We start from the raw sequence: 25,841 nt of genomic DNA, 5'->3' as shown, positions 1-25,841 counted from the left end.
AGTCCCTTAACAACTATATCCAAAATTGTGTCCTATCTCTCTGTGTTGATCACGATTCATTAGTCACATTTCTTTAACTTTTCCCAAAGGGGAAAATGAAAGGATAAGAAGAGAAATTGAAAAAATAGTTTTCTGAAAAAATTCTTATTAAAAGACTTGGGAAAACGGCTTAAATCATGTGGGACATTGTTTTCCAGATCATCAGTGCAGCAACAACAGGCTTGCTCGTTGGCTATTTCTGGGGCAGGGGCAAAAAAGCCTCCCCTCAAGAGAGTCAGAACGTTTGTTCACACAATCTCCAAGAGTGCCAACAAGCCGAGGAGTCCCTACGGGAGAGCCAGCGCACATTAGTGACCCTAATGAGCAACCTACCGGGCATGGTCTACCGATGTAAGAACGACTGCAATTGGACAATAGAATTTGTCAGTGAGGGCTGCTATCCACTGACAGGCTATCACCCCACCGACTTGATGGGGAACCGAACAGTCTCCTACGGGCAACTCATCCATCTAGATGATGGCAACTGGGTATGGAACGAGATTCAAGCCGCCTTGCAAGAGTCCCGACCCTTCCAATTGACCTACCGCATGATCACCGCGACAGGCGAAGAAAAGTGGGTTTGGGAACAGGGATGTGGAGTGTTTTCTCCCCAAGGGGAAGTGCTAGCCATCGAAGGCTTCATTACTGATATTACACAGCGCCAGCAATTTGAACAGTCTTTGCAGGAGAGCGAGGAACGGTTCCGTCGTCTATCAGAAGCCACTTATGAAGGAATTTTAATCCATGATCACGGCATGATTATCGACGCGAACCAAGCGATCGCTCACACGTTTGGATACGAAACCGATGAGCTGATTGGGATGAGTGGCTTTGAACTGCTGGCTCCCGAATCGCGAGATATCGCCTTGAAGCAGATTCAGGCCGCTTATGTAGAACCTTACGAAGTCGTTGGTTTGAGCAAAGACGGCTCTAAATTTCCCGTTGAAATTCAAGCCAAACTGATTCCTTACCACAATCGCCTCGTGCGGGTCGTGGCCATTCGGGATATATCCCGTCGCCAACAGATAGAAAAGGAGTTGCGGCAGGCCAGAGACCAGCTACGAGCCGTTTTGGATGCCGTACCTGGGAGTATTAGTTGGATTAGTTCCGATTTGAACTACCTGGGCGTTAATCGCTATTTAGCTAAAAGCTTCAACCAACCCCCAGAATTTTTTGTGGGTAAACCCATAGGCTTTCTCCAGCCCGGTTCACAAGTTAGCGAGTTCTTGCGTGAATTTTTTGCGAGTTCGGAGTCAGAAGCCTCACTGGAATTAGACTGGCAAGTCGATGGTGTTCCTTCCCATTATCTAATTGTTGCCCAAAAGTACCTGCAAGGCCAAGCCGCTGTCTGTGCTGGGTTTGACATTACTCGGCGCAAGCAAGCCGAGCAAGAGCTGCGCTACAGTGAAGCCTGCATTCGAGCGTTGTATGAAGTGACAGCCGCTCAAGACTTGACCTTTGACCAACGCCTCCAGAGGTTATTAGAACTTGGATGTGGATGGTTTGGCCTTGATATTGGGCTTTTGGGACGCTTAGACGAAAATTGTTATCAAGCCATCGCTGCTTTTGCAGCGGTGCCCAAGGCTATAACCACTGATTTAGCAGTAGGGAATCAGCCTGGACACCATCACGCTTGTCTCTCCACCTCCAACCCAGCTTTGCCCACACCCATACTTGCCAAAGGAGGCGTTTTTGATTGGAAGCCGAACAATTGCCAGCAGATTTGGCAAGCCGCAGGGTTGGTGAACCTGGAGTCGGCTGTGGCGGCTCAATGGTACGCCGATCCAGCACAGTCCATCGCGACGATGGAGGCTTATCTGCGTATCCCAGTGACTGTCGCCGGTCAGGTTTACGGCACCCTCGGCTTTTGGAGTTGTCGCAAACGCAACCGCAACTTCAAAGCGGTGGAACGGGAATTGTTGAAGCTGATGGCGCGCTGGATTGGGGGTGAAATTGAACGGCAACAAGCCGCCGATGCCTTGCAACAACAGTTCCATCGTGCGTTACTGCTCAAACAAATTACCCAGGAAATTCGCCAAAGTTTAGATACTCAACAAATTTTACAGACGACAGCCATGCAAGTGGGACGGGCACTGCGCGTCAATCGCTGTTTATTGTTTAGATATGAGGCGATGCAACCCTCTCGCTTAGTCTGTGTGGCGGAGTATTTAGCGGGAAAGCATACATCACTCCTCGATTTATTAGAGCTTGCAGTAAATGGCAATCCTTACCTAGAGGAGATATTGGCTCAAGACCGAGCAATCCCCGTTACTCATGTCGATGATCATCAATTGTTGCAACCCTTTCTCCGCCTGTTTCATCGCCTAGGTGTGCCATCCTTGTTAACGGTTCGCACCTCCTATCAGGGTCAACCAAACGGTGTGATTAATGTACACCAGTGTGACGCTACCCGCTGCTGGAGTGAGGATGAAATCGAGCTGCTCGAAGCCGTAGCCGATCAGGTGGGAATTGCCCTTGCCCAAGCTTGCCTTTTAGAACAAGAAAAGCAGCAGCGTGAGCAACTGGCTGAACAAAATGTAGCACTAGAGCAGGCCAAGCAGGCAGCAGAAGTCGCCAACCAAGCCAAAAGTGAATTTCTGGCGATGATGAGCCATGAAATCCGCACACCGATGAACGGGATTATTGGCATGAAGAATCTGCTGCTCAATAGTTCACTCACAGAAGACCAACAAGAATTTGCGCGAACAATCAGCAGCAGCAGCGATGCTTTACTGCGGATTATTAACGATATTTTAGACCTTTCTAAAATCGAGTCCGGTAAGCTGGAGTGGGAGGATCAACCGTTCGAGCTGCTTTCTTGTATTGAGGCGGCGGTGAATCTGCTGACTCCGAAGGCCGTTGATCAACGCTTAGATTTGACTTACCAAATTGATGCACAAACTCCGCTCACTCTGGTGGGAGATGTGACCCGGTTGCACCAAATCCTACTGAATCTCCTGAGTAATGCTGTCAAATTCACGGATGCGGGTCAAGTCAAGGTTTCAGTCACCGCCCAGGCATTGGGAAATAACGAACCATCGAACTTAGTCTTAAGCCCCCATCCCCCATTCCCCAGGCTTTATGAGATCCAGTTTGCCGTCCAAGATACAGGCATCGGCATTTCCCCAGAGCAAATGAATCGCCTGTTTAAGCCGTTTAGCCAAGTGGATGCTTCAACCAGCCGACGTTATGGAGGTACAGGGTTAGGTTTGGCGATTAGCCAACGGTTGTGCGAACTGATGGGGGGTCGGATGTGGGTTGAAAGTCAGGGGGTGTGTGCTGGAAATCCGCCTGACGATTTGGGCTGGAAAAATCGTGATCGGCTTCTCTACGAGACGATCCGGGAACGCTACTGCCCCTTGGGCAATCGCCTGGGAAATGAGCAGGGCTTAGATACAGTTGAATTTGACAAGTTCTCTCTGCCTCCAACATCCTCAGGGTCTACGTTCTATTTCACCATCGTTGCCCCTGGTTATCCCTTCACCCGCTTTCGTGATCTGGGCGATAGCATTTGGCAGCGCCCTTTAGGCGATCGCTTACTCCCTGAACTAACCCCCCAGATCCCTCAACCCTCACAATTGATGCCGTTACGGATTCTACTGGCGGAGGATAATCGTGTAAACCAGCAGGTTGCCCTACTCACCTTGAAACAGTTGGGATATCAAGCCGATGTGGTCAGTAATGGTCGAGAAGTCCTCGAAACCTTGCGTCGTCAGCCCTATGACGTGGTATTGATGGATGTGGAAATGCCCCAAATGGATGGATTGACGGCTACCCGTCTGATCTGCCAAGAATGGACTGCCGACCTAATGATAGAGGATGCTGGCAAAGAATCACGAGTTACTCAAACAGATGTATTAACCACTCCTGCAAAATCCCCGCGTCCCCGAATTATTGCCATGACGGCTTATGCCATGGCGGGCGATCGCCAGAAGTGCCTTGAAGCTGGGATGGATGACTATATCAGTAAACCCATCCAAGAGCAGGAGCTGATTCGAGCCTTACAGTTGTGCCAGTCGGCAGTCTGTGAGCCCAGAAAGCCGCCCACACAGGAACGCTGGGTAGTTCCTGTGAATGTTGATGCTCCACCCGTACTCGATCGCCGGGTACTCAACTCCCTGCGGCAGATGGCGGGTACTAAAGCCGCCACGCTCTTACGCCAAATCATCGAACATTACCGAGAAGAGGCTCCTCAACAGCTGCAAGACATCCGGGATGCTGTGGCGGCTGGGGATGCTCAATCCTTGCGCCAGTCCGCCCATAGCCTCCGTTCCAGTAGTGCCAATCTGGGCGCAATGAATCTCTCCCATCTCTGCAAAGAGTTAGAAATGATCGGGCGTGCTGGTACCACTACGGGTGGGCCGGAGTGGTTAGCGCAGGTAGAGGCAGAGTATGAGAAAGTAAAAGTGGCTTTGCAATTGGAATATAAGCAAATTTCTGCATGAACCTTCCATCTCACCCAGATTCTTCCCTGGTTCTGGTCGTTGATGATGACCGCTCCCTCAGAACGCTGCTTCGCTTTGCGATGGAAGAAGAAGGATATCAAGTGGCAGAAGCGAATAATGGAGAGAACTGCTTGGCTCAATTTGCACGCCTCACACCGGATATTGTGTTGCTCGATGCCGTGATGCCGGTGATGGATGGCTTTACCTGCTGTAGCCAATTGCGTACTCTTCCCACGGCGGAGTACACGCCTGTACTGATGATTACGGTACTTGACGATCAAGAGTCGGTCGATCAGGCTTTTGCGGCTGGTGCGACGGATTATGTCACGAAACCCATCCATTGGGCCGTGCTGCGTCAGCGTGTTGCCCGTCTTTTGGAAGCGAATCGGTCGCTCACCCAAGTTCAACAAGTCACCGAGGCGTTGCAAAGGCAGCTCCAGCGGGAGATATTATTCCGAAGCCTTACTCAACGTCTGGCTCAGGTTCTGACTTTGGAGGAAATTCTCAACCCCTGTGTCAATGAAATTCGAGAGTTTTTAGATGTAGATAGTCTTGCATTATATCACAAAAATGGAAATTTGGCGGTAAAGTCTCTCTCCGAGAACGGAACTTCTCGGTTTCAACCCTCTGGTCAAGAGTCGGGTTGGGAGATGGAATATGCTCAAGAGTTTGAGGCTGGGAGGATTGTCGCTATTTCGGATATCCAGCAGCCAGAAGTATCTGCTACTGTTGTCCAGCGTCTGAAGCAGGTAAGGATGAAGGCTGTGCTGATGGTACCCGTTTTTGTCCGAGGAGAGTGGTGGGGACTGCTAGAAGCGGCTGACTCGGACTCTAGGGATTGGCAAGGGGAAATGGTAGATGTTTTGGTTGATGTGGCAAATCTGATAGCGCTCACACTTGGCTACCGCGATAAATGAGAGTCTCAGGTTCTGGCTAACAACTCCAACCCTCGATGCCGTGAGAGCTTGATCTGTTCGTCCGTAGACACTCGTAGGCTCGTTTTGCTCATGCAGATTCCAGATGAGAGATGTCTCCCAAAATGTAACGAAGTGTAAATAGCTTATACACAAGTTGAACAGAAGTTGAACGCGATCGCAAACATCAGACTCTAATACTAGAAATATAGACAGCCGAACAAGATTGAACAACAGAGGACTTGAAGGCTATGCAACTGTGCTATCGCGGCGTATTCTACGACTATGACCCTATTCCTGCCGAAATCTTTGAGGGTGAAGTAGGTGGCAAATATCGGGGCTTGCCTTGGAGACACACTCATGTGGAACCGAAGAAGGGGCTAGCGGTTAAAGCCATGTACAACCTGTATTATCGAGGTGTTTCTCCTAAGCGTAAGCAGGCTAGCCAACCCAGGGGAATTCCTGTTACCGAACCCAACACCGCAGGCTCTTTCTAAAAAGATTTAGATCAGATTTGAGCAGGTCATGCAAGGTGACAGAATGAGCGAATGAATCCTGTTTACAGTACAAAATAAAACCGATTTTTCCCCAAGGGATAGTAGGCGATTTCCTGGCAACCTGGAATGTGAGCGCTTCATTACACCCCTAAATTACCGCAAGTTTTTAATTAATCACAATAATTAAATCTAGAGGTTCAGATGATGCAATTAATTTACCGGGGATACGCTATTAACTACACTCCTCGTCCTATCCCAGCCTATCGTCAGCCGAATGCCTTAAATTGGCGCAGGCAAATGACGGGTGAAAGTTTTCAGCCTACTTCTACATCTCAATACATCCCCATGTACTGTCCGCCGCGTACCTTAAATTGGAGATTTCAAATCCAGGCAGGGATGTAATTTTAACCCAGTGCAAACAGGCAGATCCTAGGGGTGAGCGCTACAGCCATCTTGATCAGAGCAGGATAGGGATGGCTGTAGACTTTTCTGGGATATCAGATTCGGTGGCATGAAGTTGGCACCGCGAGTATTTTTATAAAAGATTTAAATAAAAGGATACTTCCTCTATTCAGCAGAATATAAGCCTAAAATTATGGTTTACTGAGCCTTGATTCTAACAAGTGTTCCTGATATTTTCAGGGTTAGATTCATGTAAGGTTATGAGTAAAATTTATCGAATTAATCGCCGCCAGTTTCTCCAATACAGTTCCCTGACACTTGGGTCGGGAATTGTTGCTGCTTGTACTAATATTAGCAATCAAGCTCCCTCACCGCAGACTTCCCCAGCTTCTCGTGACAAACTCGATAAAGTGACTTATGGCACTAACTGGTATGCTCAAGCCGAACATGGCGGCTTCTACCAAGCCATTGCCACAGGAATATATCAAAAACATGGTTTAGATGTCACGATTAAAACTGGAGGGCCTCAGGTTAATGGTACTCAGTTACTCATGGGGGGTGCTGTAGATTTATTCATGGGGTATGGCGCGGATGCCATCAAAGCTGTAGAAGCAGGAATTCCTAAAGTTACTGTAGCGGCTATCTTCCAAAAAGACCCCGTGGTACTGATTGCTCATCCGAATACAGGCGTCAAAACCTTAGAAGACCTCAAAGGTAAACCAATTTTTGTTTCGGCAGCGGCGAATACGACTTATTGGCCTTTCCTCAAGGGCAAGTATGGCTTTACTGATGATCAAAAGCGTCCTTATAATTTTAATCCGGGTCCCTTCCTGGCGGATAAGACTTCTGCTCAACAGGGTTACCTCACTTCTGAACCCCGAATCATTAGCAAGCAAGCCGGGTTTGAGCCGGTTGTGTTTCTGTTGGCGGATTACGGTTACACTCCTTACGCCACGACTATTGAAGCCAAACGAGAACTCGTTGAGAAAAATCCAGATTTGGTACAGCGGTTTGTCGATGCTTCAATTAAAGGTTGGTACAGCTATTTAGAAAATCCTGCGCCTGGGAATGAGCTGATTAAGAAAGATAACCCAGAAATGACGGATGAACAACTCGCTTATGGGCTGCAAAAGTTGAAAGAGTATGGCATTCTTACCTCTGGAGACGCTGAAAAATTGGGAATTGGAGCAATGACAGAAGCTCGCTGGCAGTCCTTGTTCGATACGATGGCAAAGGGCGGCATGTTTAAGTCAGATACCAAGGCTCAAAATGCGTTTAGTCTGAAATTTGTCAATCAGGGTGTTGCAGCTTACAAAAATTGAGAATTGTCTATTCCTGAGATTTCCCTACCCACTGCCTCAAGCTATGAACTCTCACCCTGCGAATTATGCCACGCAGCGCTGCGCGATCGCCCTTGATCAGGTCAACAAGCTTTACTCCAATGGAACTCTAGCCTTACAAGACATGAACCTGAGCATCGGCGAAGGTGAATTTGTGAGTTTGGTTGGGTCATCAGGATGTGGTAAAAGTACGGTACTACGGCTGATTGCAGGGTTAGGCAAAATTAGTTCTGGTCACATTCAACTGGGGAAAGGTACACAAAAACCCGAACTGGCTTTCGTGTTTCAAGAAGCGGCGTTGATGCCTTGGGCGAATGTGGTTGAGAATGTGCGTCTGCCTTTGAAATTAGCGGGTGTCGCGAAACATCAGTCCCGTGCCGCCGTGCAAGAGGCAATTAACTTAGTAGATTTGGCGGGATTTGAACACAGCTATCCTCGCGAGTTATCCGGCGGCATGAAAATGCGGGTATCCATCGCGAGGGCACTGGTGACGAAGCCAGATATCATGCTGATGGATGAGCCGTTCGGTGCACTCGATGAGATGACTCGCAGTAAATTGAACAGCGATTTACTGAATCTATGGCAGCAAAAACGCTGGACGGTTGTGTTTGTCACTCACAATATCTACGAAGCGGTGTACTTGTCGAATCGCGTGATTGTGATGGCTCCTCGTCCAGGGCGAGTGGTAGCGGATATTACCATTGACGCTTCTTATCCTCGCAATGAGGAATTTCGCACCTCTCGCTTGTGTAATGAGTATTGCCGTGAAGTCTCTGCGCGTTTGATGGCAGCGATGACGAGTGTTCCTTGAGAAAGCGCAGGTGTGCTGTAGGACGTGATACCGAGTTGCTGTCTAATACTAAATCCGGCACGTACACCCCTTTAATCCTTCTGTAATGGGTAATCGGTAATGGGTAATGGGTAATGAGAACTCCCAACCAATTACCAATTACCAATTAGCAGTTAAACAATTTGGGGGTCATCAAAACGGATTTGGTATAAGGTAGAATTTAACGTACCACAGAGGCACTGAGTACGCTGAGGTAAGAGAAAGAGAGAGTTATCTGTTTGAATGCAATTTGGTATGAACAGATCAAATCAATTTGAATCCCTCCCCGAAACGGGGAGGGATTCTGAGTATTTCTGCAAGTCTGATGAAACCTGAAGCCACATCAGCTTAAGCCGCTTCGCCGCCAACAACCACATCGCGAATCCGCAAACTCGGCCCGCCACAACCTACCGGTAAACCGCTTTGTCCTCCCTTACCACAACCGCCGGATTCATCCCAGTAGAAGTCATCCCCAACCCCTTCAATATCTTCTAAAGTTTTGAAGACATTACCCGAAAGCGTAACATCCCGCACGGGTTCAGCCATCTTGCCGTTGCGAATCATCCACGCTTCCCCAGCGCTGAAGGTGAACATTTCGCCATTCGTCATGCCACCCGTCCAGTTGCGGGCATAAACCCCCTCTTTAATCCCGTTGAATAAGTCCTGTACTGGCGTTTCTCCCCGCTCAATCCAGGTATTGGTCATGCGGACGATGGGGGGATAGTGGTAGTTGAGGCAACGGGCGTTACCGGTCGGACTCTCTTCTAACTTGCCAGCAGTTTCCCGTGAGTGGAGACGCCCCACTAAAATGCCATCTTTAATAAGCTGAGTGGTGGTGGCGGGGGTGCCTTCATCATCGTAGAAATAGCTACCCCGATGTCCCGGCGGTGCTGCACCATCAAAGATTTGTAACTCTTCCGGGCCAAATCGACGCCCCATGCTCATCACTTCTAATAAGTCAGGGTTTTCGTAGGCCATATCGGCTTCGGAAAGGTGCCCGAAGGCTTCGTGAACAAACAAACCTGTGAGAATTGGGTCAATCACGACTGTATAGGCACCTCCCTTGACTGGAGGCAGGGAGAGGGCGGTTACGGCGCGTTGAGCAGCATTTCGTACCTGTTCGTCAAGATTGCTTAGGTCTTCGTAAGCCTTGCGAGAGCCGGTGGTTTCCCGTCCCGTTTGCACAATTTCACCGTTCCGGGCGGTAGCAGAGAAACGCATTTCCATATCCGCCCAGGATTGCTCGATCAAAGTGCCTTCGGACGTGGCAATAATCACTCGCTGGGTACTATCACCATAGCGCACAGAGGTGCTGGTGATTCGGGGGTCAATGCTTTTGAGGATGTCGTTGTAGCGATCGCACAATTGTTTTTTGTGAGCGATCGGAACATGGCGGGGGTTCGTGCCAATCAGGGGCAGTTGGCAAATCGCCTCCACGGGCTTAACGGGAGCGAGTATGGTTTCCTCATCCCCAACAATTCGGGCTGCCGCGATCGCTTCTTCAACTCGCTCGATTAGCGTCGAAAGCTGGTTAAAACTGGCAAATCCCCAGCCCCCTTTATAACAAGCCCGTACCTGCCCACCCATGGCTAAACCCTCACTCAGGGTTTCTATCTTGTCACCCCGCAACAAAATACTGGTTCCTTCTGATTCCTCAAGACGAATCGCTAAGTAATCCACGCGGGAGCCATAGCGAACCATCAGGTCAGACAGCAGATTTTTGGCATCAGCGAGTACAGTCGACATAAGAGTTAATCCGCTCAAGGAACTGCCTTTATTGTGCAATGAGTCGGGCTTTGAGCGCCACAGTTGACAACGTTTGTTTCTTGATACCCATTTACAGCTCTTTCCGAATCCCGGCTTGTCGGCGAATGCTTTGATTACCAAGATTCATCCAAACTCTAGATAGTTTTCTGAGTTCTTTCTTTATTTTTTGTCTTATCTATCTTCTTGCCTATTTCTCCAGCATGAAGTATTCAATTTTTTTGGATTCAGGACATTTTTTCAAAACATTCCTCTGTTTATTGTGACAAAAAAATTAATATAAGATGGATCTTTAGAGGGAAGATCAGAAAAATTAATCCTTTTAGTTTAAATAGTGAGTTCTAAAAATAGGTCTCTAAATTTCGGTTGTTGAAGCCTTTATGCCTAGCCCTAAAAATAACCGAATTTTGAGCGGTTTTCATAAAAATGGCATAGAAATTCAGAATACTTCTCATTCAAATCAAAGGGATAATCATGAGCGCACAGAATAATAAAAAATGGTCAATTAAAATGCTGACAAGTTTAGCAGGAGTTGCGATTACTAGTTTTTGCCTAAGTTTACCTGTCTCAGCACAGACAACACAGAATGATGGCTCAACGAATAATGGTGGTTTTACCGAAGGCCCCCAATGGGATAATCGTGGTTCCGTCAGTGAGCAGCAATTGAGAAATGATGGTACCATCAACCGTCAGCGAATGGAGGAGGGTGACACCAGCGAGAGTCAACAAATAGATAATCGCAACACTCCCGGTACTCAACAGTTCAATAATCGCAGTACTACGGGCGGTCAACAAATAGATAATCGCAACACTCCCGGTACTCAACAAATAGATACGAATAGTGTTAACACAGAGGATACGGGAGAGGGTGGCGTCAGAGTTCTCTGGTAATTTGCCAACCGCCTTCTACCTCTACAGAGGTTGTTCAAGGGATTAACCATTCTCCCTGTTGAGGCTCAAATCATTGCCTGTTAACGTACTACACCTTAGAGGGGGGAGAGGTGCGATTTTTGAGCTGTTGAACGAACAGATAAATGGTTACACCCATTAAACCAACGCCGATGATCGTAAAAAGGGCAGTTGCCAGCGTACTAATGCCCACAACTAGAGTACGAACCGCAATTGAAATCTGAATCGCTGTCTGGTTAGAAGAGGGAAGAGGCTTACCGGCAAAGGTGTTACCAATCGAGGACGTTAGGAAGTAAAGCGCGATCGCAAATCCTCCCGAAATTAACGCGCCACTCAAACATTGCAGTGGATTCGGTAGTGTTTCTTGCCCCTCAGTGGACTGGAGGTCTGTGTTGGGTGTGGGAGTTGGATTTGTCATAAATTTATATTAATCAGATTCAATCTAATAAAAACGCGATCGCTATGAAAAATTACACAACCCAAGTGCTGAGGAACAAAAAAGAGAAGCGTTGCCCACCGAGAGTGTTATCGCACAATCCGCTGAATTCCATCCCTGTTTCAGGCGAAGTGTACTTAAGACGATGATTTCTTAACGTTGAGGGTAAAAGATCCATGAGCCTTATTTTCACCCGAAGCTCGTACTCGAATAATGTAATTTTCTGTTTTGGTAATTTTAACAACCAGTAGCGAATTGGTACTGCCTTCGGGGTCATCATCGTTCTCTTCAAGGACAGAACCATCAGCCGCTATGAGTGAGACAAAAGTATCAAAGTTATCAGATGAGGCTGCGATCTCCACTTGGTCTCCTGCCGCCAACTTCACGATGTAGTCTTTGGCAAATCCCTTTTTGCCCGTGGGAATATCTTTGTCTGAAAGAGCATCTTTAATTGAATTACCAATGGATAGAGGAATCGGTTGGTAGAGCTGAACTTGTGCGGTAGCTACTACAGCACTCAAACCAACAGCAAACATAGTGATGGGAGCAATGGAGATAGCGCTCATGGTGTGAAAAAACTGTAACTGAGTCAACGCGCCTTCTTTCCTAATCGTTTTCTAGGGCTTTATCGGTGTTTTTGCGACAGCCAACTATGTGAAACGGCTTAGGCGAATTTCTTTTAGCCTATGTTAGCAACAAAAATACTCTCCCGCCTGTCCGTCGAGAGAGCCTAATTGCCAGGAGTGCCAGTAGCAAGACAGATCTTCTTTTTACCAGTACAAAAAAGAGATTAGTGTGTGTTTGTGACGCACAAGTGACAATCAGACAGCAGGCGTAAACTCACCTCTAGCGCCGCCTTAATTCCTACGCCGTCGCTCCCCTTAGGCAAGTTAGGTTTTGGCGCTGTGCTTGGCGCGATCGCTCCTGACTGGTTTACGCGTGTTCTTGACCCCTTGCTATCGTCTAGCGTTCATCTTTGTCACCGTAGCCAATCACGGCAATTTTATGACGGTAGACCAGTTCGCCTCCATACCAACCCGAAATGCCAAGCAGTGTTGCCACAATTACCGAGAGCACTAATCCTGTGAACAAAAGATTTTCAACGGGGTCGCCTACTCTTAACCCCAGGTTGATTGCTGTAACAACAAGTGCAGTGACGTTAGCATACATATGCGCCCAACCGGCTGTGTGCTTACGAACCCGACCAATTCTGATGAAGTCTAGCAGACCGGTAATGGCAGCAACTAGACCCGTGACCAACCCAGCCACGATTAGCCAAAATGAAGCGCGTGCCCAAAAAACGTCACCCAGAAACCAGTAGGCTATATCTGTTACAGGTGCACTGACCAGAAGACCAATGGGTAAAGTGATGATGGCGGGATGGAGCGGATGCCCTGCAACCGCTACTGTACTGGGCACACCAGTATCTCGATAATTACTCTCTTCACTTTCAATTATGGGCGGGATATTGGGAGTCTGTGTCATAATTCGTCTGCTTAATTTTTCAGATTTCTATAGTTCAGAAGGCCGAAGTACAAGGGCAGAGGGTTTTGATGTTCCCACGTTTAACAAGCGGGGGATGGAAAAAGGATATTAGGATTCAAGAGACGATAATCGTCCCTTTTTCCCAACTTTGTTCTTTCAATCGTGGGCTTCTCTCTCCACGAAAGAGAGTTCTTTTTTCTTCTTACCTTCTGCCCTCTGCCTCCTGCTCTCTGCCTTTCTTTGTGAAAGTCGCGTGGCGGTTTCTTACAGGAATTTTGACGGAAAGGCATTTATGAAACGTCTTCCAAAAGGGAGATTTAGGTCGTCATAAGCGAACAGAAGACCTGAAAACTCAAAAATTAAAACAGGAGTCAGGAGCCAGGAAGGGAGATTAATTGTTGTCTTTTTGAGAAATTATTAGCTGCCTATTCTCTGCTCTCTCTCGTGGCTCTCCCCGTACCGCCCTTGTTAGGAGCAATGCCATTAAGAATCAGGAAATTGCTCGACACGAGCTGTAGCTTGAAGGGTTAGTTTGCCCTTTTGCACATCCATTCCTTTGAGGCGCAGTGACATCCCTTCTAGTTCAAAGTTACGTAAATTCAGCAATTCGCTTGCCCTCTCTAAGAGTGCCGTAGTCAGTTCTGGCGATAACTCTTTGCCTTGGGCATACTGAATGTCCTCTAATGCGATCCGTTCTCCGCCCGGAGTCAGGTGCGGTACAGTCGAGAAGGAGATTTGCTGAGTTTCTCCGGTTTCCTTCGAGAGAATTTCAGCGGTAAGTACAATTTTTCCGTCACCGGGTAGGCGCAATTGTACCTGACGTGTGTCGATTACCAACGGTTGACCATTGACATGCACCGTAAGGTTTTGCAGCTTGTTATGGATATATTCAGAGTTAAAAGCACGTTCAATATCTTGTTCGGTGAGAACAACATGAGCGTCAGCATCTGTGGGACGCGTCAATTCAATTTTCCCAAAAGCCGCGCTCAGCGGATTGATCGCAATGTTGCTGGTTTTGATCTGCAATTCCTCGGCACGAAGGTCTTTCTGCATCACCAGACCTTTGCCTTCAATGGCAACGGAATCTAATTGTCCTTGAAGGAGTTTACCTGGGTCAGTACGGATATCAACGTCCAGATTTTCCACTTCATCCAGTTGGGTTGATAGTCCAATTTCTGCGGCTTTACTCAGTGCTTGTTCGCCAATATCGGGTTTGCCTAGTGTCACGATTTAGTGTCCTGTCTTAAATATTCTTCACACAATCTAGGCGATCGCTTCTGAGCCGTGAATCTACCTGACGACATAAGGAATTGGTGGGATGCCTTAAGGTATATAGACTTTTATTCCCTCAGGAATCGGATGAATTTTTTTGCTGAAGCTGTTCCAGTTCTTCAGTTAAGGTCTTTTCCAGCACTTCCAGAACAAGGTGGGGATCGGCGGGTTGCTTCATCACCTCCGCTTCCGGGTCATGTCGATCTCTAACATTGGGAAGATCGCGGCGCAGTTCCTCAACCAAGGCAATCAGCTTGGCAATTTTTTGCTCAGACAGTAGGTTGAGTTGCAAGCTCAGTTGCATACGCTGTTCCGTCAGCTTTTCTTGCCGATTTTGCGTAATCAGCACTCCTGTTGAGATTAGCAAACTACCTAGACCGAGTAAATGCTCCAGCCATTCAAACGGTGGTGGGTCAAATGCCGGGATGCCGAAGCCGTGAGGTAAGAGATTGACCACCATCCACAGCGTCACACCCAGCAGGATGCAGTACAGAAATTTCGGATCAGCGAAAAAAGCGGTTATAGCTTCTACGATTCGCTGAGTTCGGGACAAGTCTTTTTCTGCTTTCGCTTGCAAGGCGATAATTGCCTCAATATTTTGAGCAAGGGGGTCAGGTAAGGGAACCGAAGGGATAACAACTTTGGTGGTGTGAAGTACTGTCTGGATTTCTTCGAGTGCGTTTTCAGGCTTTCCTGTGCGGTTGCTTTTCATAACGGGTAGTACTAATGACCTTTTGGGTTTTACTCACTACTGTAAAGATGTTTAGCAACCAATTAAATCGCATAGTGGTTAACGGTGCTGTACACAGCTCGCTTGTCTGCCAATTTGCGTATTCCTTGATACAGATTCCCGGCCTCATACTCAAGGTCTAGAGTAAGCAGTAGCAGCACGCGAGGAGCTTACGAGTCATGCCAGATGAGCCACGGTTGGAGGAACAGGCGCTCTCCGAAGCGGCTGAGATGGCGATCACGGCGCAACTCGATGAGGTCGAAAATATAGACGTAGAAGTCCACACCGATTTGCTGAAAATGGTTCAGGGACAAGCGGATTCTGTCTCGATCGCGGCTCAGGGTGTGGTCATGCAGAAAGACATCCGCGTGCAGGAGATGGAAGTACATACAGATCGCATTGCCATCGATCTCCTTCGCACGATTTTCGGTCAGGTTGAACTGGAAAAACCCCTGGATGCCACTGCGCGTGTGGTACTCACAGAACAAGACCTCAACCGTGCCTTAGACTCAGACTACATCCGCCAACTTCCCGAAACCCCTTCTTAAGTAGGCGATGAATTAAGTTACTTGTTCTAGCTACTCTTTGGGAATTCATAAGATTTTTCGCAACCAAAGACTATTTCCATACAATTTTGAACCGAATTGAGATGGTTTAAAAAGAAGGGAAAGCCAATATTAATTGGCTGAGATTAACTTGAATTCAATTTATTTTAGGCGTAATTAATAAAACTTAAAAATCATCTACCTCAGGTATTAAATTATATGAACAATAAGAAAAAGCAAAAAAACGGTCAATAGTAGAAGCTTTCAATATTTGGGTGTTTTTGGCTACTTAGATCGTGAATCCATCAAGAGAAGGATGAAGCAATTCAATCACTGCGACAAACTGAAAGAGTTGAATTTTGTAAATATCCTTAAAAGAGAGAACAACAAATGCCAGTAACACTTGATGATACCAAACGTATTGCGATCGCCCAGAAACTCGCTGACATGAAAGCGCTTCAGAATCTGCTTATTGCCAATGAGCAGAGACTAATACAAGCCTGCACGGATGAAGAGATTCGGAAGCGTCTGCAAGATTTTATCCAAGACGATCAGAAAAACCTAGGCGTTCTGGACACAGTGATGGTTCAGTATGGTGTCAAAGGAGAGCCAAAAGAAACCACTCAGATGCTGATTGAGCAAGTTCAGAAACTCATGGAAGGTTCTGAGTTGACTTTATATGAAAAAGTAGCTCAGCACGAACTGCTCAAGCATAAACAAACAATGGCTGGACTCCTGATCCACAAGTGTGCACAGGTTGTTGGTGCTGACGTTATGGCCGCGATCGGGCCATTGAATGCGGTTAACTTTGATAACCGCGCTCATCAAGAGCAACTCAAAGGAGTTCTAGAAATTTTGGGCACCCGTGAATTGACTGGGCAAGAGCCAGATCAAAGCCTGTGGGGCCGCGTTCAAGATGCTGTTGCCGCATTGAGTGGTGTAGTTGGAAGCGCCGTCACTCGTAGCGATGATGAGATGGACATCCGTGCTCTCCTCCGCATGGATCACACCAAAGTCAATACCCTGTTCATGGAAGTTCAGGGCACCAATGATCCTCAAAAAATACAAGAGTATTTCGGTCAAATCTACAAAGATTTAAGCGCCCACTCCGCTGCCGAAGAACAAGTTGTTTACCCAGCAATCCGCTCTTACTACCAAGACACTCAGGAGCTTTATTCTGAGCAAGCTGAAATGAAGCAAATGCTGGAGCACATTAAGTCTTTAGATCCTTCTTCAATTGACAACTTCAAAGCTAACGTTGAGCAATTGATGATAGCTGTTCAGTCTCATGTGCAGCAAGAAGAGAACGAAATGTTCCCCAAACTGCGCGACAACTTCAGCCACGAGCAGCAGAAGCAAATGGCGACTGAATTCAAATCCGTTAAAAGCCAGTTGCAAGACCAAATGGCAGCTTCTGCAAAGTAGTAGCCTGTTAACTTTCAGCGACAATCCAATAGCTGTAAATAATTAGGTGAACGAAGAGACTCCCACCATCTGAATGGTGGGAGTTTTTTCAGCAGAAGACCCTTCCAAGATTTTTTTGACAAACAAATCGATTAAATCCATGTCCTAGTCTTGTGTAATGCTAATAGGCCGACATAATTTTTTTAATGCGCTCGTGGGAACTAGCTAAAACTTTCTATTACATTGACGTAGGTAACATCATCCGAAACACATCTAGAAAACTGGCAACGAGTACACCGGCTATCAAGCCAAAAAAATGTCCTTCCCAGGATACGCCCTCCTCTCCAGGAAAAATACCCCAGAGAATCTTCCCGTACATAAAGCCGACAACTATTGTCAAGACAATTGACAGGGCATCATTGGCAAAATAGCTGCGTACCAGCAGGAAACCTAAATAGCCAAAAATAATATCTGAAGCACCAATGTGGTTCGTGTAGGGTTGACCGAACAGCCAGATTCCCAGCCCACTAAAAAGCGGTGTAAACACTGTAAGGATGAAAAAGTCCCGAATTCCTCCTAACATGACAAACGAACCCAGGATGAAGAAAGGAATGGTGTTTCCTACTAAGTGTTCCCAACTGCTATGCAGGAAAGGCGAAGTCAAGATACCTAATAATCCGAGGGAGGTGCGAGGACGAATACCCAGCTTTCTGAGCGCTCCGCCGCAGAAGACCCAATTAACAATTCCCAAGCTCCAAGTGTAGACAATTAACTCACATAAAATTCTGAATTGAGTTTCAAATTCAGGAGTGATGCCGCCTTTAAGGATTAAACTAAGGCATAGCGTATAAATAAAAATTTCGATGCGATTCATAAGTGTTGATAGGACTCTTGCGTAAGAATTTCTGCCACGACGCCTACCAAGATTTGTGCAAATTTAAGGTAATTCGTTTCGCCGATGCCCGTTAGGCGATCGCACTTTTCCCCTTCATTTGACTGCGAAGCTTAGGGGAGGCAGCGTAGCTATAGGTATGTATTGCTTGTACTCATACCACTTATGCAAAATCTCAACTAAGGATGATTGCCCCTGGCACAAGAGTCGCTCAGCTAAGCGCGAACCTTCAACATGCCTGATCTTCACAACTCTCTATAACATCTATGGATGATTAAGGCTGTAACGGCAGCGTAACCGTAAAGGTTGTTCCTACTCCAATTTCACTCTTTACAGTAATCTCACCCTTGTGTAAATCCACACACCGTTTGACAATGGCTAGCCCTAGTCCCGTCCCAGGAATGGCACCCACATTGCTCGCTCGCCCAAAAGATTCAAATAAACGCTCTAAATCTTCGTGGGGAATGCCAATTCCACTATCTTCAATGCGGAAAATAGCCCAAGTGCGATCGCAAATTAAATCGAATTGAACAGTCCCTCCATCCGGGGAATATTTAATCGCATTAGTGAGTAAATTCGTCAAAATATGACCCAAGAGTTTTTCGTCCATTTGGGCACCACTACCATCGCCAATCACCACAAAGTTAAGCTGGTGTTGCGGCTTTGCACTCATTTGCAAACTTTCAACTAAGTCACGGCAAAAAACGACTAAATCCATGGGGGACGGCGTGAACTTGAGTTTTCCCGCTTCAGCTTTGCCAATCGTCAGAACATCCTCTAACAACTGAGTCATTCGTTGCACGGCATGTTGAATGCGCCGATAGTGATTTTGTTTCTTCTCCTCAGATAATCTGTTGTTGTAGCGTTCAAGCAGTTCCGCTGAGGATTGAATTGTAGTTAGGGGCGTGCGAAACTCGTGGGACACTAAAGACACGAATTGCGATCGCAATTCGCTCAGTTCTCTTTCTCTTTCCAAGGCTTTAACAATTTCAGCTTCAGCTTGCTTGAGTTCTGTAATGTCCCGTCCCACACCCTGAAGCTCTAGGATATTGCCAGACTCATCAAACAAGGCTCGGTTCGTCCACTGTTGCCAACGAATCTCTCCACCAGGAAGAATAATTCGGTGTTCGTGAGCCACGATAGGTTGTTCTACACATAGAGAACTAATATTCTGGGTAACCAATGGTTGGTCATCTTCAGGAATCACTGGCATAAAGCTGTAACCCATCAGCTCAGAACGCTGCTTATGGAAATAGCGGCAGTAAGCATCATTGACAAATGTCAGACTGCCGTCCGGCTGATATCGACAGATCAATTCGGTTTGATCTTCAATAATGGCGCGGTAGCGAGCCTCACTTTGTTGCAAAGCTTCCTGGGCTTGCTTGCGGACTGTGATGTCCTCGATCATGGCTAATGTATAAAGGATAAACCCAGCTTGATCGCGCAAAGCAATCAACGTTAAATTCACCCAGACAATCTCTTGATTCTTTTTGAGGTAACGCTTTTCTAAGGCAAAGCGGTCAATTTCCCCGTTGATGAGTTGCTCCATAAAGGGAATTTCCAACTCTAAATCTTCCCCATGGGTAATATCCATAAAGCTAAGCGCCATGAGTTCAGATTCGGTGTACCCCAGCATCTCAAAAAAGGAGCGATTGATTCTGAGATAACGATTATCCAAGCTAGCTAAAGACATGCCAATCGGTGCTTTGTCAAACACACGGCGGAATTGTTCTTCACTCTGGCGAACCGCCGCTTCTGCTTGCCGACGTTCCGTGATGTCCTCAACCATTTCTAGCCTGTAAAGGATGTCTCCCGATGCATCCCGCAACACCATCGAGGTTAAATTTCCCCAAACAATTTCTTGATGATTGGTTAGGAAACGTTCTTCTACCTGAAAGCCGTCAATTTCTCCTTGATTGATCTGCTCAAGATAGGGGGGTATTCGCTCCCAGTCTTCGGGATGGGTGATAGCCTCACAGCTTAGACTCATGAATTCCGACTCACTATACCCCAGCATTTCAAGTAAGGCTTGATTTACTTTTAAAAAGCGCTTGTCTTTACTGGCGAGTGCCATACCGATGGGGGCTTCTTCAAACACCCGGCGGAATTGTTCTTCGCTGTGACGAAGAGCTGCTTCTGTCCGCAGGCGCTCAGTAATCTCTGCACTCAGTTGCCCATTAATCTGCTGAAGTTCCGCTGTACGCTCCTCGACTCTCGTTTCTAAGTCAGTCATCACCTGTTGCAGTACGGCTTCAGTCTGTTTGCGATCGCTAATATCCAAGACTAGGGATAAAATTGACACCAAATTGCTCGACTCATCGAAGAGTACAGAGTTGTACCATTCGCAATAAACGATTTTTCCCTCTTTGGTATAGTTGCGATTTTCGTCTACGGTGCGTTGTAGAGTTCCATCCAGTAATTGACCCAGGATATGATCGACCCTTGGAGCGTCTTCTTCATAGACGAACTGCCATTCTTGGGGATGGTGATTGAGAACCTCAGTGGCATTCCAGCCAAATATTTTTTCTGCCTGCTTCGACCAACGCTGCAAGCGAAAGTCCTTGTCCCACTCCAGAATGGCTAAAGGCGAATTATCGACTAAAAGTTCCAATTGCTGATAGGCTTTTTTTAGCTCTATTTGTGCCCGCCTGCGCTCCGTGATATTAGCAATAAATCCCACCATGCGATTGAGCTGACCCGCACTATCGGGGTAAAACCTTCCATTGTCTTCCAGGATGATGTAACTACCGTCCTTTTGACGCATCCGATATTCAACATGGAGTCGTTCTTTAGTGGCAATAACTCGGTTAAGCTCTTGGATAACTTTTTCTAGGTCATCGGGATGAATTAACTCCATCCACAATTCTAAAGAGCCTGAGAGTTCTTCCTCGGCATAACCAAAGACTTGTTCAACATTAGAACCCCAAATAATTTCCTCTGTCTGACTATTCCATTCATAAAGCAACAAACCATTAATTTGACCGGCTGCTTCATAGCGATTTTTCCATTCGGTTAATTCTGCAACGGCTCGTTGCAAATCCAATTCCGCTGGCTGAAGTGTACAATCGTTACGACCTTCAGCACTGGAAACAGCTACCTCTTCTACTTGTTTTGCCGCAGTAATGTCCTTCGCTACTCTATAGACGAGTCCATCTTCTGTATTGGATACCCGCCAAGATAGCCAACGATAACTTCCATCTTTGTGGCGATAGCGATTTTCATATTCGACGAAGCTGTTTTGGAAATACAGCTTTTCGCTATTCAGCGTCAACTCCACATCATCGGGATGAACAAGTTCAAGCCAAGGGCTGTTTTGTAACTCAGATACCGTCCATCCCAGCACATTTTCCCACGCTGGATTGATCTGCTGGAAATAGCCATTGTCCTGGGTGATGCAGAATAAGTCGAATGATAAGGTCAGAAATCTATTCAAAGCAGATTCTGCCTTTGCAGAATATTCATTATCTTCGATAGGGAACTTAGGAGCATTCATTCCAACAAAGGCTCAATCCGTAAGAGTGACACAAGATGCTCGTGTCGCATCTATCTTAAGTCATACACATAAGCATGAAATATTTGCAAGCCGATGGCGGCTGACCTTGAAGTCTTGGCTCGGCGGTTACTCATATCGGCAATGCCTGAGAGTACGCAACTGCATCCACCGCAAGGGAATCACCTTTATGGAATATTACTGAACCGATGTTCTAACTACACTTCGAGGAAGAATTTGTCGCAGCTCGCCCGATTCTTTGGACGTTGTGCAATTCACCATTGGGCATTGTCGTACCACTCAGGTTAGCATCATCGAGGTTGGCTCCACTCAAGTTCGCTCCACTGAGATTGGCTCCACTCAAGTTCGCTCCACTGAGATTGGCTCCACTCAAATCGGCCTCACTCAAGTCAGCCCAAATTAAGTTGGCCTCACTTAGGTCTGTCCGACTCAGATTGGCTCGATGAAGGTTGACACCCGAAAGCAACACGCCTCTCAAATTGACCCCTGACAGCGATACCTGAGGCGCAATCAAGTAGGCTCCCGCCTCAACTGGGTCAAACGATGGAGGAAACTGGGTTCTTGGGTTATAGAGAGTTCGTTGCAAGTTGACCTGATGGAGGTTGGCTTCACTCAAATCTGTTTCATATAAGTAACTGGCATAGAGATTGGCTCGAGACAGATTGGCTCCAATCAGCGACGCTCCCTGGAGGTGAGCGCCAATTAATTTCGCTTCATACAGATTGGCTGCATTGAGATCTGCGCCAACCAATCCAGCAATCATCAAATTGGCTCCCGTTAAATCTGCACCTGTTAAATCCGCAAAACTTAGGTTAGCGGCATTCAGGTTAGCACCCATCAAATCAGCACCGCTCAGGTCTGAGTTTTGCAGGTTAGCGCCCTCTAGGTCTGAGCCTTGTAAATCCGCTGTCCCCAAAGTAGCGCGGATTAAATTTACCTGTGATAGGTTGGCTTGGCTCAGATTGGCGTGAGAGAAATCTATTCCCCTGAGGTTCGTTTGTTTAAGGTTGATTCCACCTAGGTTGGCTAGAGAAAAGTCTCTTTCTCCCGCGGCATATTTCCTCAAGAGTTCATCAGGATTCATGGGTTTATATCTGTTGTGTTCTAATTGCCAACAGTCGAATGAGTTTATTTACTGTAAAGATCCGAAACCTGATGCACCCTTGTGATCCGCCCTTACCCAGAGGGTCATGGAGGAGTCTGCTTTACATATCTTAAGTTTATTTGCCTTCACTTGCTCCACTCAGTTTTAACAGCTATTCGTCATTAGCCTTCTATCTCTCATGTCCTTCAAGAAGCGCTCCCATTTAAATCTTCATCAAAAATTCATAAAGCTTCAGTAATTTCTCAGAGCTGGAAAAGTTCCGTATTTACTCCGATCTCGCGAGGCGAGAATTCGAGAACAATGGGTGTAAACCCTTATGTTCTAAACGGTCTATTCGACAAACTTAATCTTTCCTCAAAATAACTCAATAAAAATTCACAAAACAGGTCACCCCAAGTATCCCAACTTTCTTCCTGTCCTTAGCTTGCAACCTCAACAATCACTAATCGGCTCCTTTGCAACTCTGCTACTTTTGAATAGCCCATGCTGCAATCTGTACAAGACTTTTTCTCTGGAAATTTCATGGCACACGGCTACTGCTTCCTCTGGAAGCCAGAATTAGTGTGGTTGCACGCCGGCTCGGACTTCTTGATTGGCCTCGCCTACTATTCGATTCCTCTGATGCTGCTCTATTTTGTGCGTCAGCGTCAGGATGTGCCTTTCCAAGGAATTTTCCTACTCTTTAGTGCCTTTATTTTGTCCTGTGGCACGGGTCACTTACTAGAAATATGGACACTTTGGCACCCCGTTTATTGGCTTTCGGGTCTGATGAAAGGAATTACCGCGATAGTTTCCCTGTATACGGCTTCAGAATTAGTGCCTCTGATCCCAAAGGCTTTAGCATTACCCAGTCCAGCCGAACTCGAAGCCGCGAACGTTGCTCTGGAAAAACAAATTGTTGAGCGTAAGGAAGCGGAGTATGCCTTGCGCCGAGCGAAACAAGAGTTAGAACAACGAGTGGACGAACGGACGAGAGAACTGGCAAGAGCCAATGAAGTTTTGCAAGCTGAAATCATGGAGCGCCAGTTAGCCGAGTCAGCGTTGGCAGAGCGCGAACGATATTTGGCGGCCTTAGCCGAAGTGCAGCACCGCTTGTTATCTCTCAAAGGGGATAAAAACTACTACACCTCAATTCTGGAGCTGCTGGGACAATCAGCTAAAGCCAGTCACGTTTATGTGTTTGAGAATTTTTACGATAGTAGGGGCGAGTTGTGGAGTCGTCCCTGCGCCCAATGGTATGTTCCTCACCTCTACGATGAAAGCGACAGTGCCAAATGTCCGTATTTGCCTTATGAAACCTGTTTACCCCGATGGACTCAGATTTTGGCACGGGGTGAAACCATTATGGGACTCGTCAGCGACTTTCCTGAACAAGAGCGTTTTATTTTGGAGCAAATGGGGATTTTATCTCTATTAGTTTTGCCCCTATCCGTGAACGATCAGTTCTTCGGGTTCATTGTCTTCGACAACTGTACAACAGCAAAGGTATGGTCAGCATCGGCAGTGGACTTGTTAAGGGCAGCGGCGGCAGCACTCTCTCTCCAGCACGAGCGCTCTAAAGCGGAGGTGGCTCTGCGGCGATCGGAAGCTCAACTTAGAGAACAAGCGACTCAACTGGAGCAAGCGCTGAACAAGATTAAGGAAACACAAACCCAGCTAGTACAGAGTGAAAAAATGTATAGCTTGGGCATGATGGTGGCTGGCATTGCCCATGAAATTAATAATCCAGTCGGTTTTGTTTACGGGAATATTACCCCAGCCAGCGAATCGATCCAAGACCTGCTGGAGCTGGTCAATCTCTATCGAGAGCATTATCCAAATCCGGTATCTGTGATTCAGGAGTATGCAGAGACGATAGATTTGGACTTTGTCATGGACGATTTGCCTAAGCTATTGCAATCGATGAAAGTGGGAGCCGAGCGACTTCGTGATATTGTCGCCTCTCTGCGGACATTCTCGCGCATCGATCAAGGAGAAATGAAGCAAGTTAATATTCACGAAGGTCTCGATACAACCTTACAAATTTTGCAGCATCGATTGAAGGAAAAGCCGGGACGCCCTGCCATTGAGGTAATAAAAAATTACGGGAAAATAACCTCTGTTGAGTGTTATTCTGGGCAGATAAATCAAGTCATTATGAATATTTTGGCGAATGCCATTGATGCTTTGGACTCGATGATAATTAGCAGTGAAAATAGCGAAAGTGAGAGGCTCATGGCTCATCCTTATCCTCAGATTCAGATTCACACAGAACTGCTAAATGTGAGGCAATGCCCTTCAAACTCAGCGAGTATCGTTATCCGGATCATCGACAACGGCCCCGGCATGACCGAACGGGTGAAGCTTCTGCTTTTTGATCCTTTTTTTACAACCAAACCTATCGGTCAGGGAACGGGCCTTGGGTTGTCGATTAGCTATCAAATTATTGTGGCGAAACACGGGGGGCAATTACGATGTGTATCCGCACCCGGAGAAGGTACGGAGTTTATTATTGAGATTCCCATTCAGCAGTGCCATCGAAAGTGCTGTACTAGCCGTCAAGAGACTTCAGAACCACACAAATTGTCTGCGAAAAATTGGCAGCTTTGCTCAAGCTAAGTCCTAGTACTGTTAGTCCGATTTTTAGGGGCGTTGTGCCATCTGAGTTTGTCCTGTGGGACTGGCTAAACCCGCCTGTTTCTTGAGTTCCTGGGCAACAAAGTCAGGTACCTTAACCTCTGCCCCCTGACGTAAACAGCAATCGTGCACGGCAAGTAGGAAGCCTTGAATGGCAGCGGGTGCTCCCGGCAGGGTTGCAGCTTGGCTGAGGAATTTGCGCCACTGTCCCTGATTTTTGCCGTAATTCTCAATCAACTGCAAAGCCGCGAGGTATTCGGCGAGGGGATCGAGGGCAAAGCGGATTTGGTCTTGAGCAGGGCCAATGGTTTGGATTAGACGCAGACGGTGTTCTAAATATTTTAGGCGAGCTTCTGCATCGTCTCCGCTTAAGATGGCGATGCCTTCGGCAAGCTTCGCTAACGCATCTTTGCGTTTGGCAGTGGCAGGACGATAGGTTCCCTTCAAGCATTCCCAGGCGAGTGCTTTAGCATCTTCCTGAATCATGCGATTGTCGAGTTTATCGGTGTTTACATCGCGGTTGAGTTCGTTTAAGTAACTCAGCATCAGATCGGGAATATTATCCGGTAGGGGTGCAAAGCCTTGCGCCCCTAATACCAACTTCATTAAACATTGCTACACTTAGTTATGAGAATTAAGGAGAATAAGTTTTCCATGTCAGGGGTCGTCAAAATTGACATAATAGAACCGGAAGAAACTTTAAAAG

20 protein-coding genes are annotated in these 25,841 nt (G+C 46.9%); 10 read left to right on the top strand and 10 right to left on the bottom strand.

Annotation, left to right across the window (positions count from 1 at the left end; all coding sequences use genetic code 11):
- Window positions 1-176 precede the first annotated feature (176 nt).
- The 6 genes from NDI48_12505 to NDI48_12480 all read left to right on the top strand — a co-directional run bounded on the left by NDI48_12505 (window position 177) and on the right by NDI48_12480 (window position 8,448).
- Window positions 177-4,484, top strand: a complete 4,308-nt coding sequence (locus NDI48_12505) for a PAS domain S-box protein (protein ID MEP0832026.1) — start codon at window positions 177-179, stop codon at window positions 4,482-4,484.
- Complete coding sequence (locus NDI48_12500; protein MEP0832025.1) at window positions 4,481-5,401, top strand: response regulator; 921 nt, start codon at window positions 4,481-4,483, stop codon at window positions 5,399-5,401. The genes NDI48_12505 and NDI48_12500 overlap by 4 nt, the downstream gene beginning before the upstream one ends.
- Window positions 5,402-5,649: 248 nt before the next feature.
- Entirely contained in the window at window positions 5,650-5,895 is a 246-nt protein-coding gene (locus NDI48_12495) for a DUF4278 domain-containing protein (protein ID MEP0832024.1), read from the top strand.
- A gap of 201 nt (window positions 5,896-6,096) precedes the next feature.
- Window positions 6,097-6,297 carry a hypothetical protein gene (locus NDI48_12490; GenBank protein MEP0832023.1) on the top strand — a complete coding sequence of 67 codons (201 nt, stop codon included), beginning with the start codon at window positions 6,097-6,099 and terminating at the stop codon, window positions 6,295-6,297.
- Window positions 6,298-6,557: 260 nt separating this feature from the next.
- Window positions 6,558-7,619, top strand: a complete 1,062-nt coding sequence (locus NDI48_12485; GenBank protein MEP0832022.1) for an ABC transporter substrate-binding protein — start codon at window positions 6,558-6,560, stop codon at window positions 7,617-7,619.
- A gap of 43 nt (window positions 7,620-7,662) precedes the next feature.
- Entirely contained in the window at window positions 7,663-8,448 is a 786-nt protein-coding gene (locus tag NDI48_12480) for an ABC transporter ATP-binding protein (protein ID MEP0832021.1), read from the top strand.
- A gap of 366 nt (window positions 8,449-8,814) precedes the next feature.
- On the opposite strand, the gene NDI48_12475 is transcribed toward NDI48_12480, so the two are convergent.
- Complete coding sequence (locus tag NDI48_12475) at window positions 8,815-10,212, bottom strand: TldD/PmbA family protein (GenBank protein ID MEP0832020.1); 1,398 nt, start codon at window positions 10,210-10,212, stop codon at window positions 8,815-8,817.
- A 492-nt stretch (window positions 10,213-10,704) separates the two neighbouring features.
- Between NDI48_12475 and NDI48_12470 the strand changes: the two genes are divergently transcribed.
- On the top strand, window positions 10,705-11,121 hold the full coding sequence (locus tag NDI48_12470) for a hypothetical protein (protein MEP0832019.1): 417 nt from the start codon (window positions 10,705-10,707) through the stop codon (window positions 11,119-11,121).
- A gap of 88 nt (window positions 11,122-11,209) precedes the next feature.
- Here the strand turns inward: NDI48_12470 and NDI48_12465 are convergent, their stop codons facing one another.
- The 5 genes from NDI48_12465 to NDI48_12445 form a co-directional block, all read right to left on the bottom strand.
- The gene (locus tag NDI48_12465) at window positions 11,210-11,557 is read right to left on the bottom strand and encodes a DUF3082 domain-containing protein (protein ID MEP0832018.1); all 348 of its coding nucleotides are present in this window, start codon (window positions 11,555-11,557) and stop codon (window positions 11,210-11,212) included.
- 155 nt (window positions 11,558-11,712) lie between these two features.
- Window positions 11,713-12,141 carry a peptidase gene (locus NDI48_12460; GenBank protein ID MEP0832017.1) on the bottom strand — a complete coding sequence of 143 codons (429 nt, stop codon included), beginning with the start codon at window positions 12,139-12,141 and terminating at the stop codon, window positions 11,713-11,715.
- Window positions 12,142-12,538: 397 nt separating this feature from the next.
- Window positions 12,539-13,060, bottom strand: coding sequence for a DUF2231 domain-containing protein (locus NDI48_12455; protein MEP0832016.1), 522 nt, complete (start codon window positions 13,058-13,060; stop codon window positions 12,539-12,541).
- Between the two features lie 483 nt (window positions 13,061-13,543).
- Window positions 13,544-14,287 (bottom strand): DUF2993 domain-containing protein, encoded by a 744-nt coding sequence (locus NDI48_12450; protein ID MEP0832015.1) that lies wholly within the window; start codon window positions 14,285-14,287, stop codon window positions 13,544-13,546.
- A gap of 121 nt (window positions 14,288-14,408) precedes the next feature.
- Window positions 14,409-15,044, bottom strand: a complete 636-nt coding sequence (locus NDI48_12445) for a DUF1003 domain-containing protein (GenBank protein ID MEP0832014.1) — start codon at window positions 15,042-15,044, stop codon at window positions 14,409-14,411.
- A 197-nt stretch (window positions 15,045-15,241) separates the two neighbouring features.
- On the opposite strand from NDI48_12445, the gene NDI48_12440 reads away from it, so the two are divergent.
- Together NDI48_12440 and NDI48_12435 are read left to right on the top strand one after the other, a co-directional pair.
- The gene (locus NDI48_12440; protein MEP0832013.1) at window positions 15,242-15,610 is read left to right on the top strand and encodes a DUF2993 domain-containing protein; all 369 of its coding nucleotides are present in this window, start codon (window positions 15,242-15,244) and stop codon (window positions 15,608-15,610) included.
- A 387-nt stretch (window positions 15,611-15,997) separates the two neighbouring features.
- Window positions 15,998-17,032, top strand: a complete 1,035-nt coding sequence (locus NDI48_12435; protein ID MEP0832012.1) for a hemerythrin domain-containing protein — start codon at window positions 15,998-16,000, stop codon at window positions 17,030-17,032.
- Window positions 17,033-17,249: 217 nt separating this feature from the next.
- On the opposite strand, the gene NDI48_12430 is transcribed toward NDI48_12435, so the two are convergent.
- From NDI48_12430 to NDI48_12420, 3 genes are all read right to left on the bottom strand, one after another.
- A complete protein-coding gene (locus NDI48_12430; GenBank protein ID MEP0832011.1) occupies window positions 17,250-17,885 on the bottom strand; it encodes a rhomboid family intramembrane serine protease in 636 nt (211 codons plus the stop codon).
- Window positions 17,886-18,177: 292 nt separating this feature from the next.
- A complete protein-coding gene (locus NDI48_12425) occupies window positions 18,178-21,336 on the bottom strand; it encodes a PAS domain S-box protein (GenBank protein ID MEP0832010.1) in 3,159 nt (1,052 codons plus the stop codon).
- A gap of 271 nt (window positions 21,337-21,607) precedes the next feature.
- On the bottom strand, window positions 21,608-22,498 hold the full coding sequence (locus NDI48_12420) for a pentapeptide repeat-containing protein (GenBank protein ID MEP0832009.1): 891 nt from the start codon (window positions 22,496-22,498) through the stop codon (window positions 21,608-21,610).
- Window positions 22,499-23,002: 504 nt separating this feature from the next.
- Here NDI48_12420 and NDI48_12415 point away from each other — a divergent pair.
- Complete coding sequence (locus NDI48_12415; protein MEP0832008.1) at window positions 23,003-25,117, top strand: ATP-binding protein; 2,115 nt, start codon at window positions 23,003-23,005, stop codon at window positions 25,115-25,117.
- Window positions 25,118-25,141: 24 nt separating this feature from the next.
- On the opposite strand, the gene NDI48_12410 is transcribed toward NDI48_12415, so the two are convergent.
- A complete protein-coding gene (locus tag NDI48_12410; GenBank protein ID MEP0832007.1) occupies window positions 25,142-25,741 on the bottom strand; it encodes a hypothetical protein in 600 nt (199 codons plus the stop codon).
- Window positions 25,742-25,841: the final 100 nt, after the last annotated feature.

This window comes from Microcoleus sp. AS-A8 (assembly GCA_039962225.1).
Lineage (GTDB): Bacteria > Cyanobacteriota > Cyanobacteriia > Cyanobacteriales > Coleofasciculaceae > Allocoleopsis.
The sequence above is the reverse complement of the archived record's forward strand: the minus strand, read 5'-3'. Positions and strand labels throughout refer to the sequence as shown.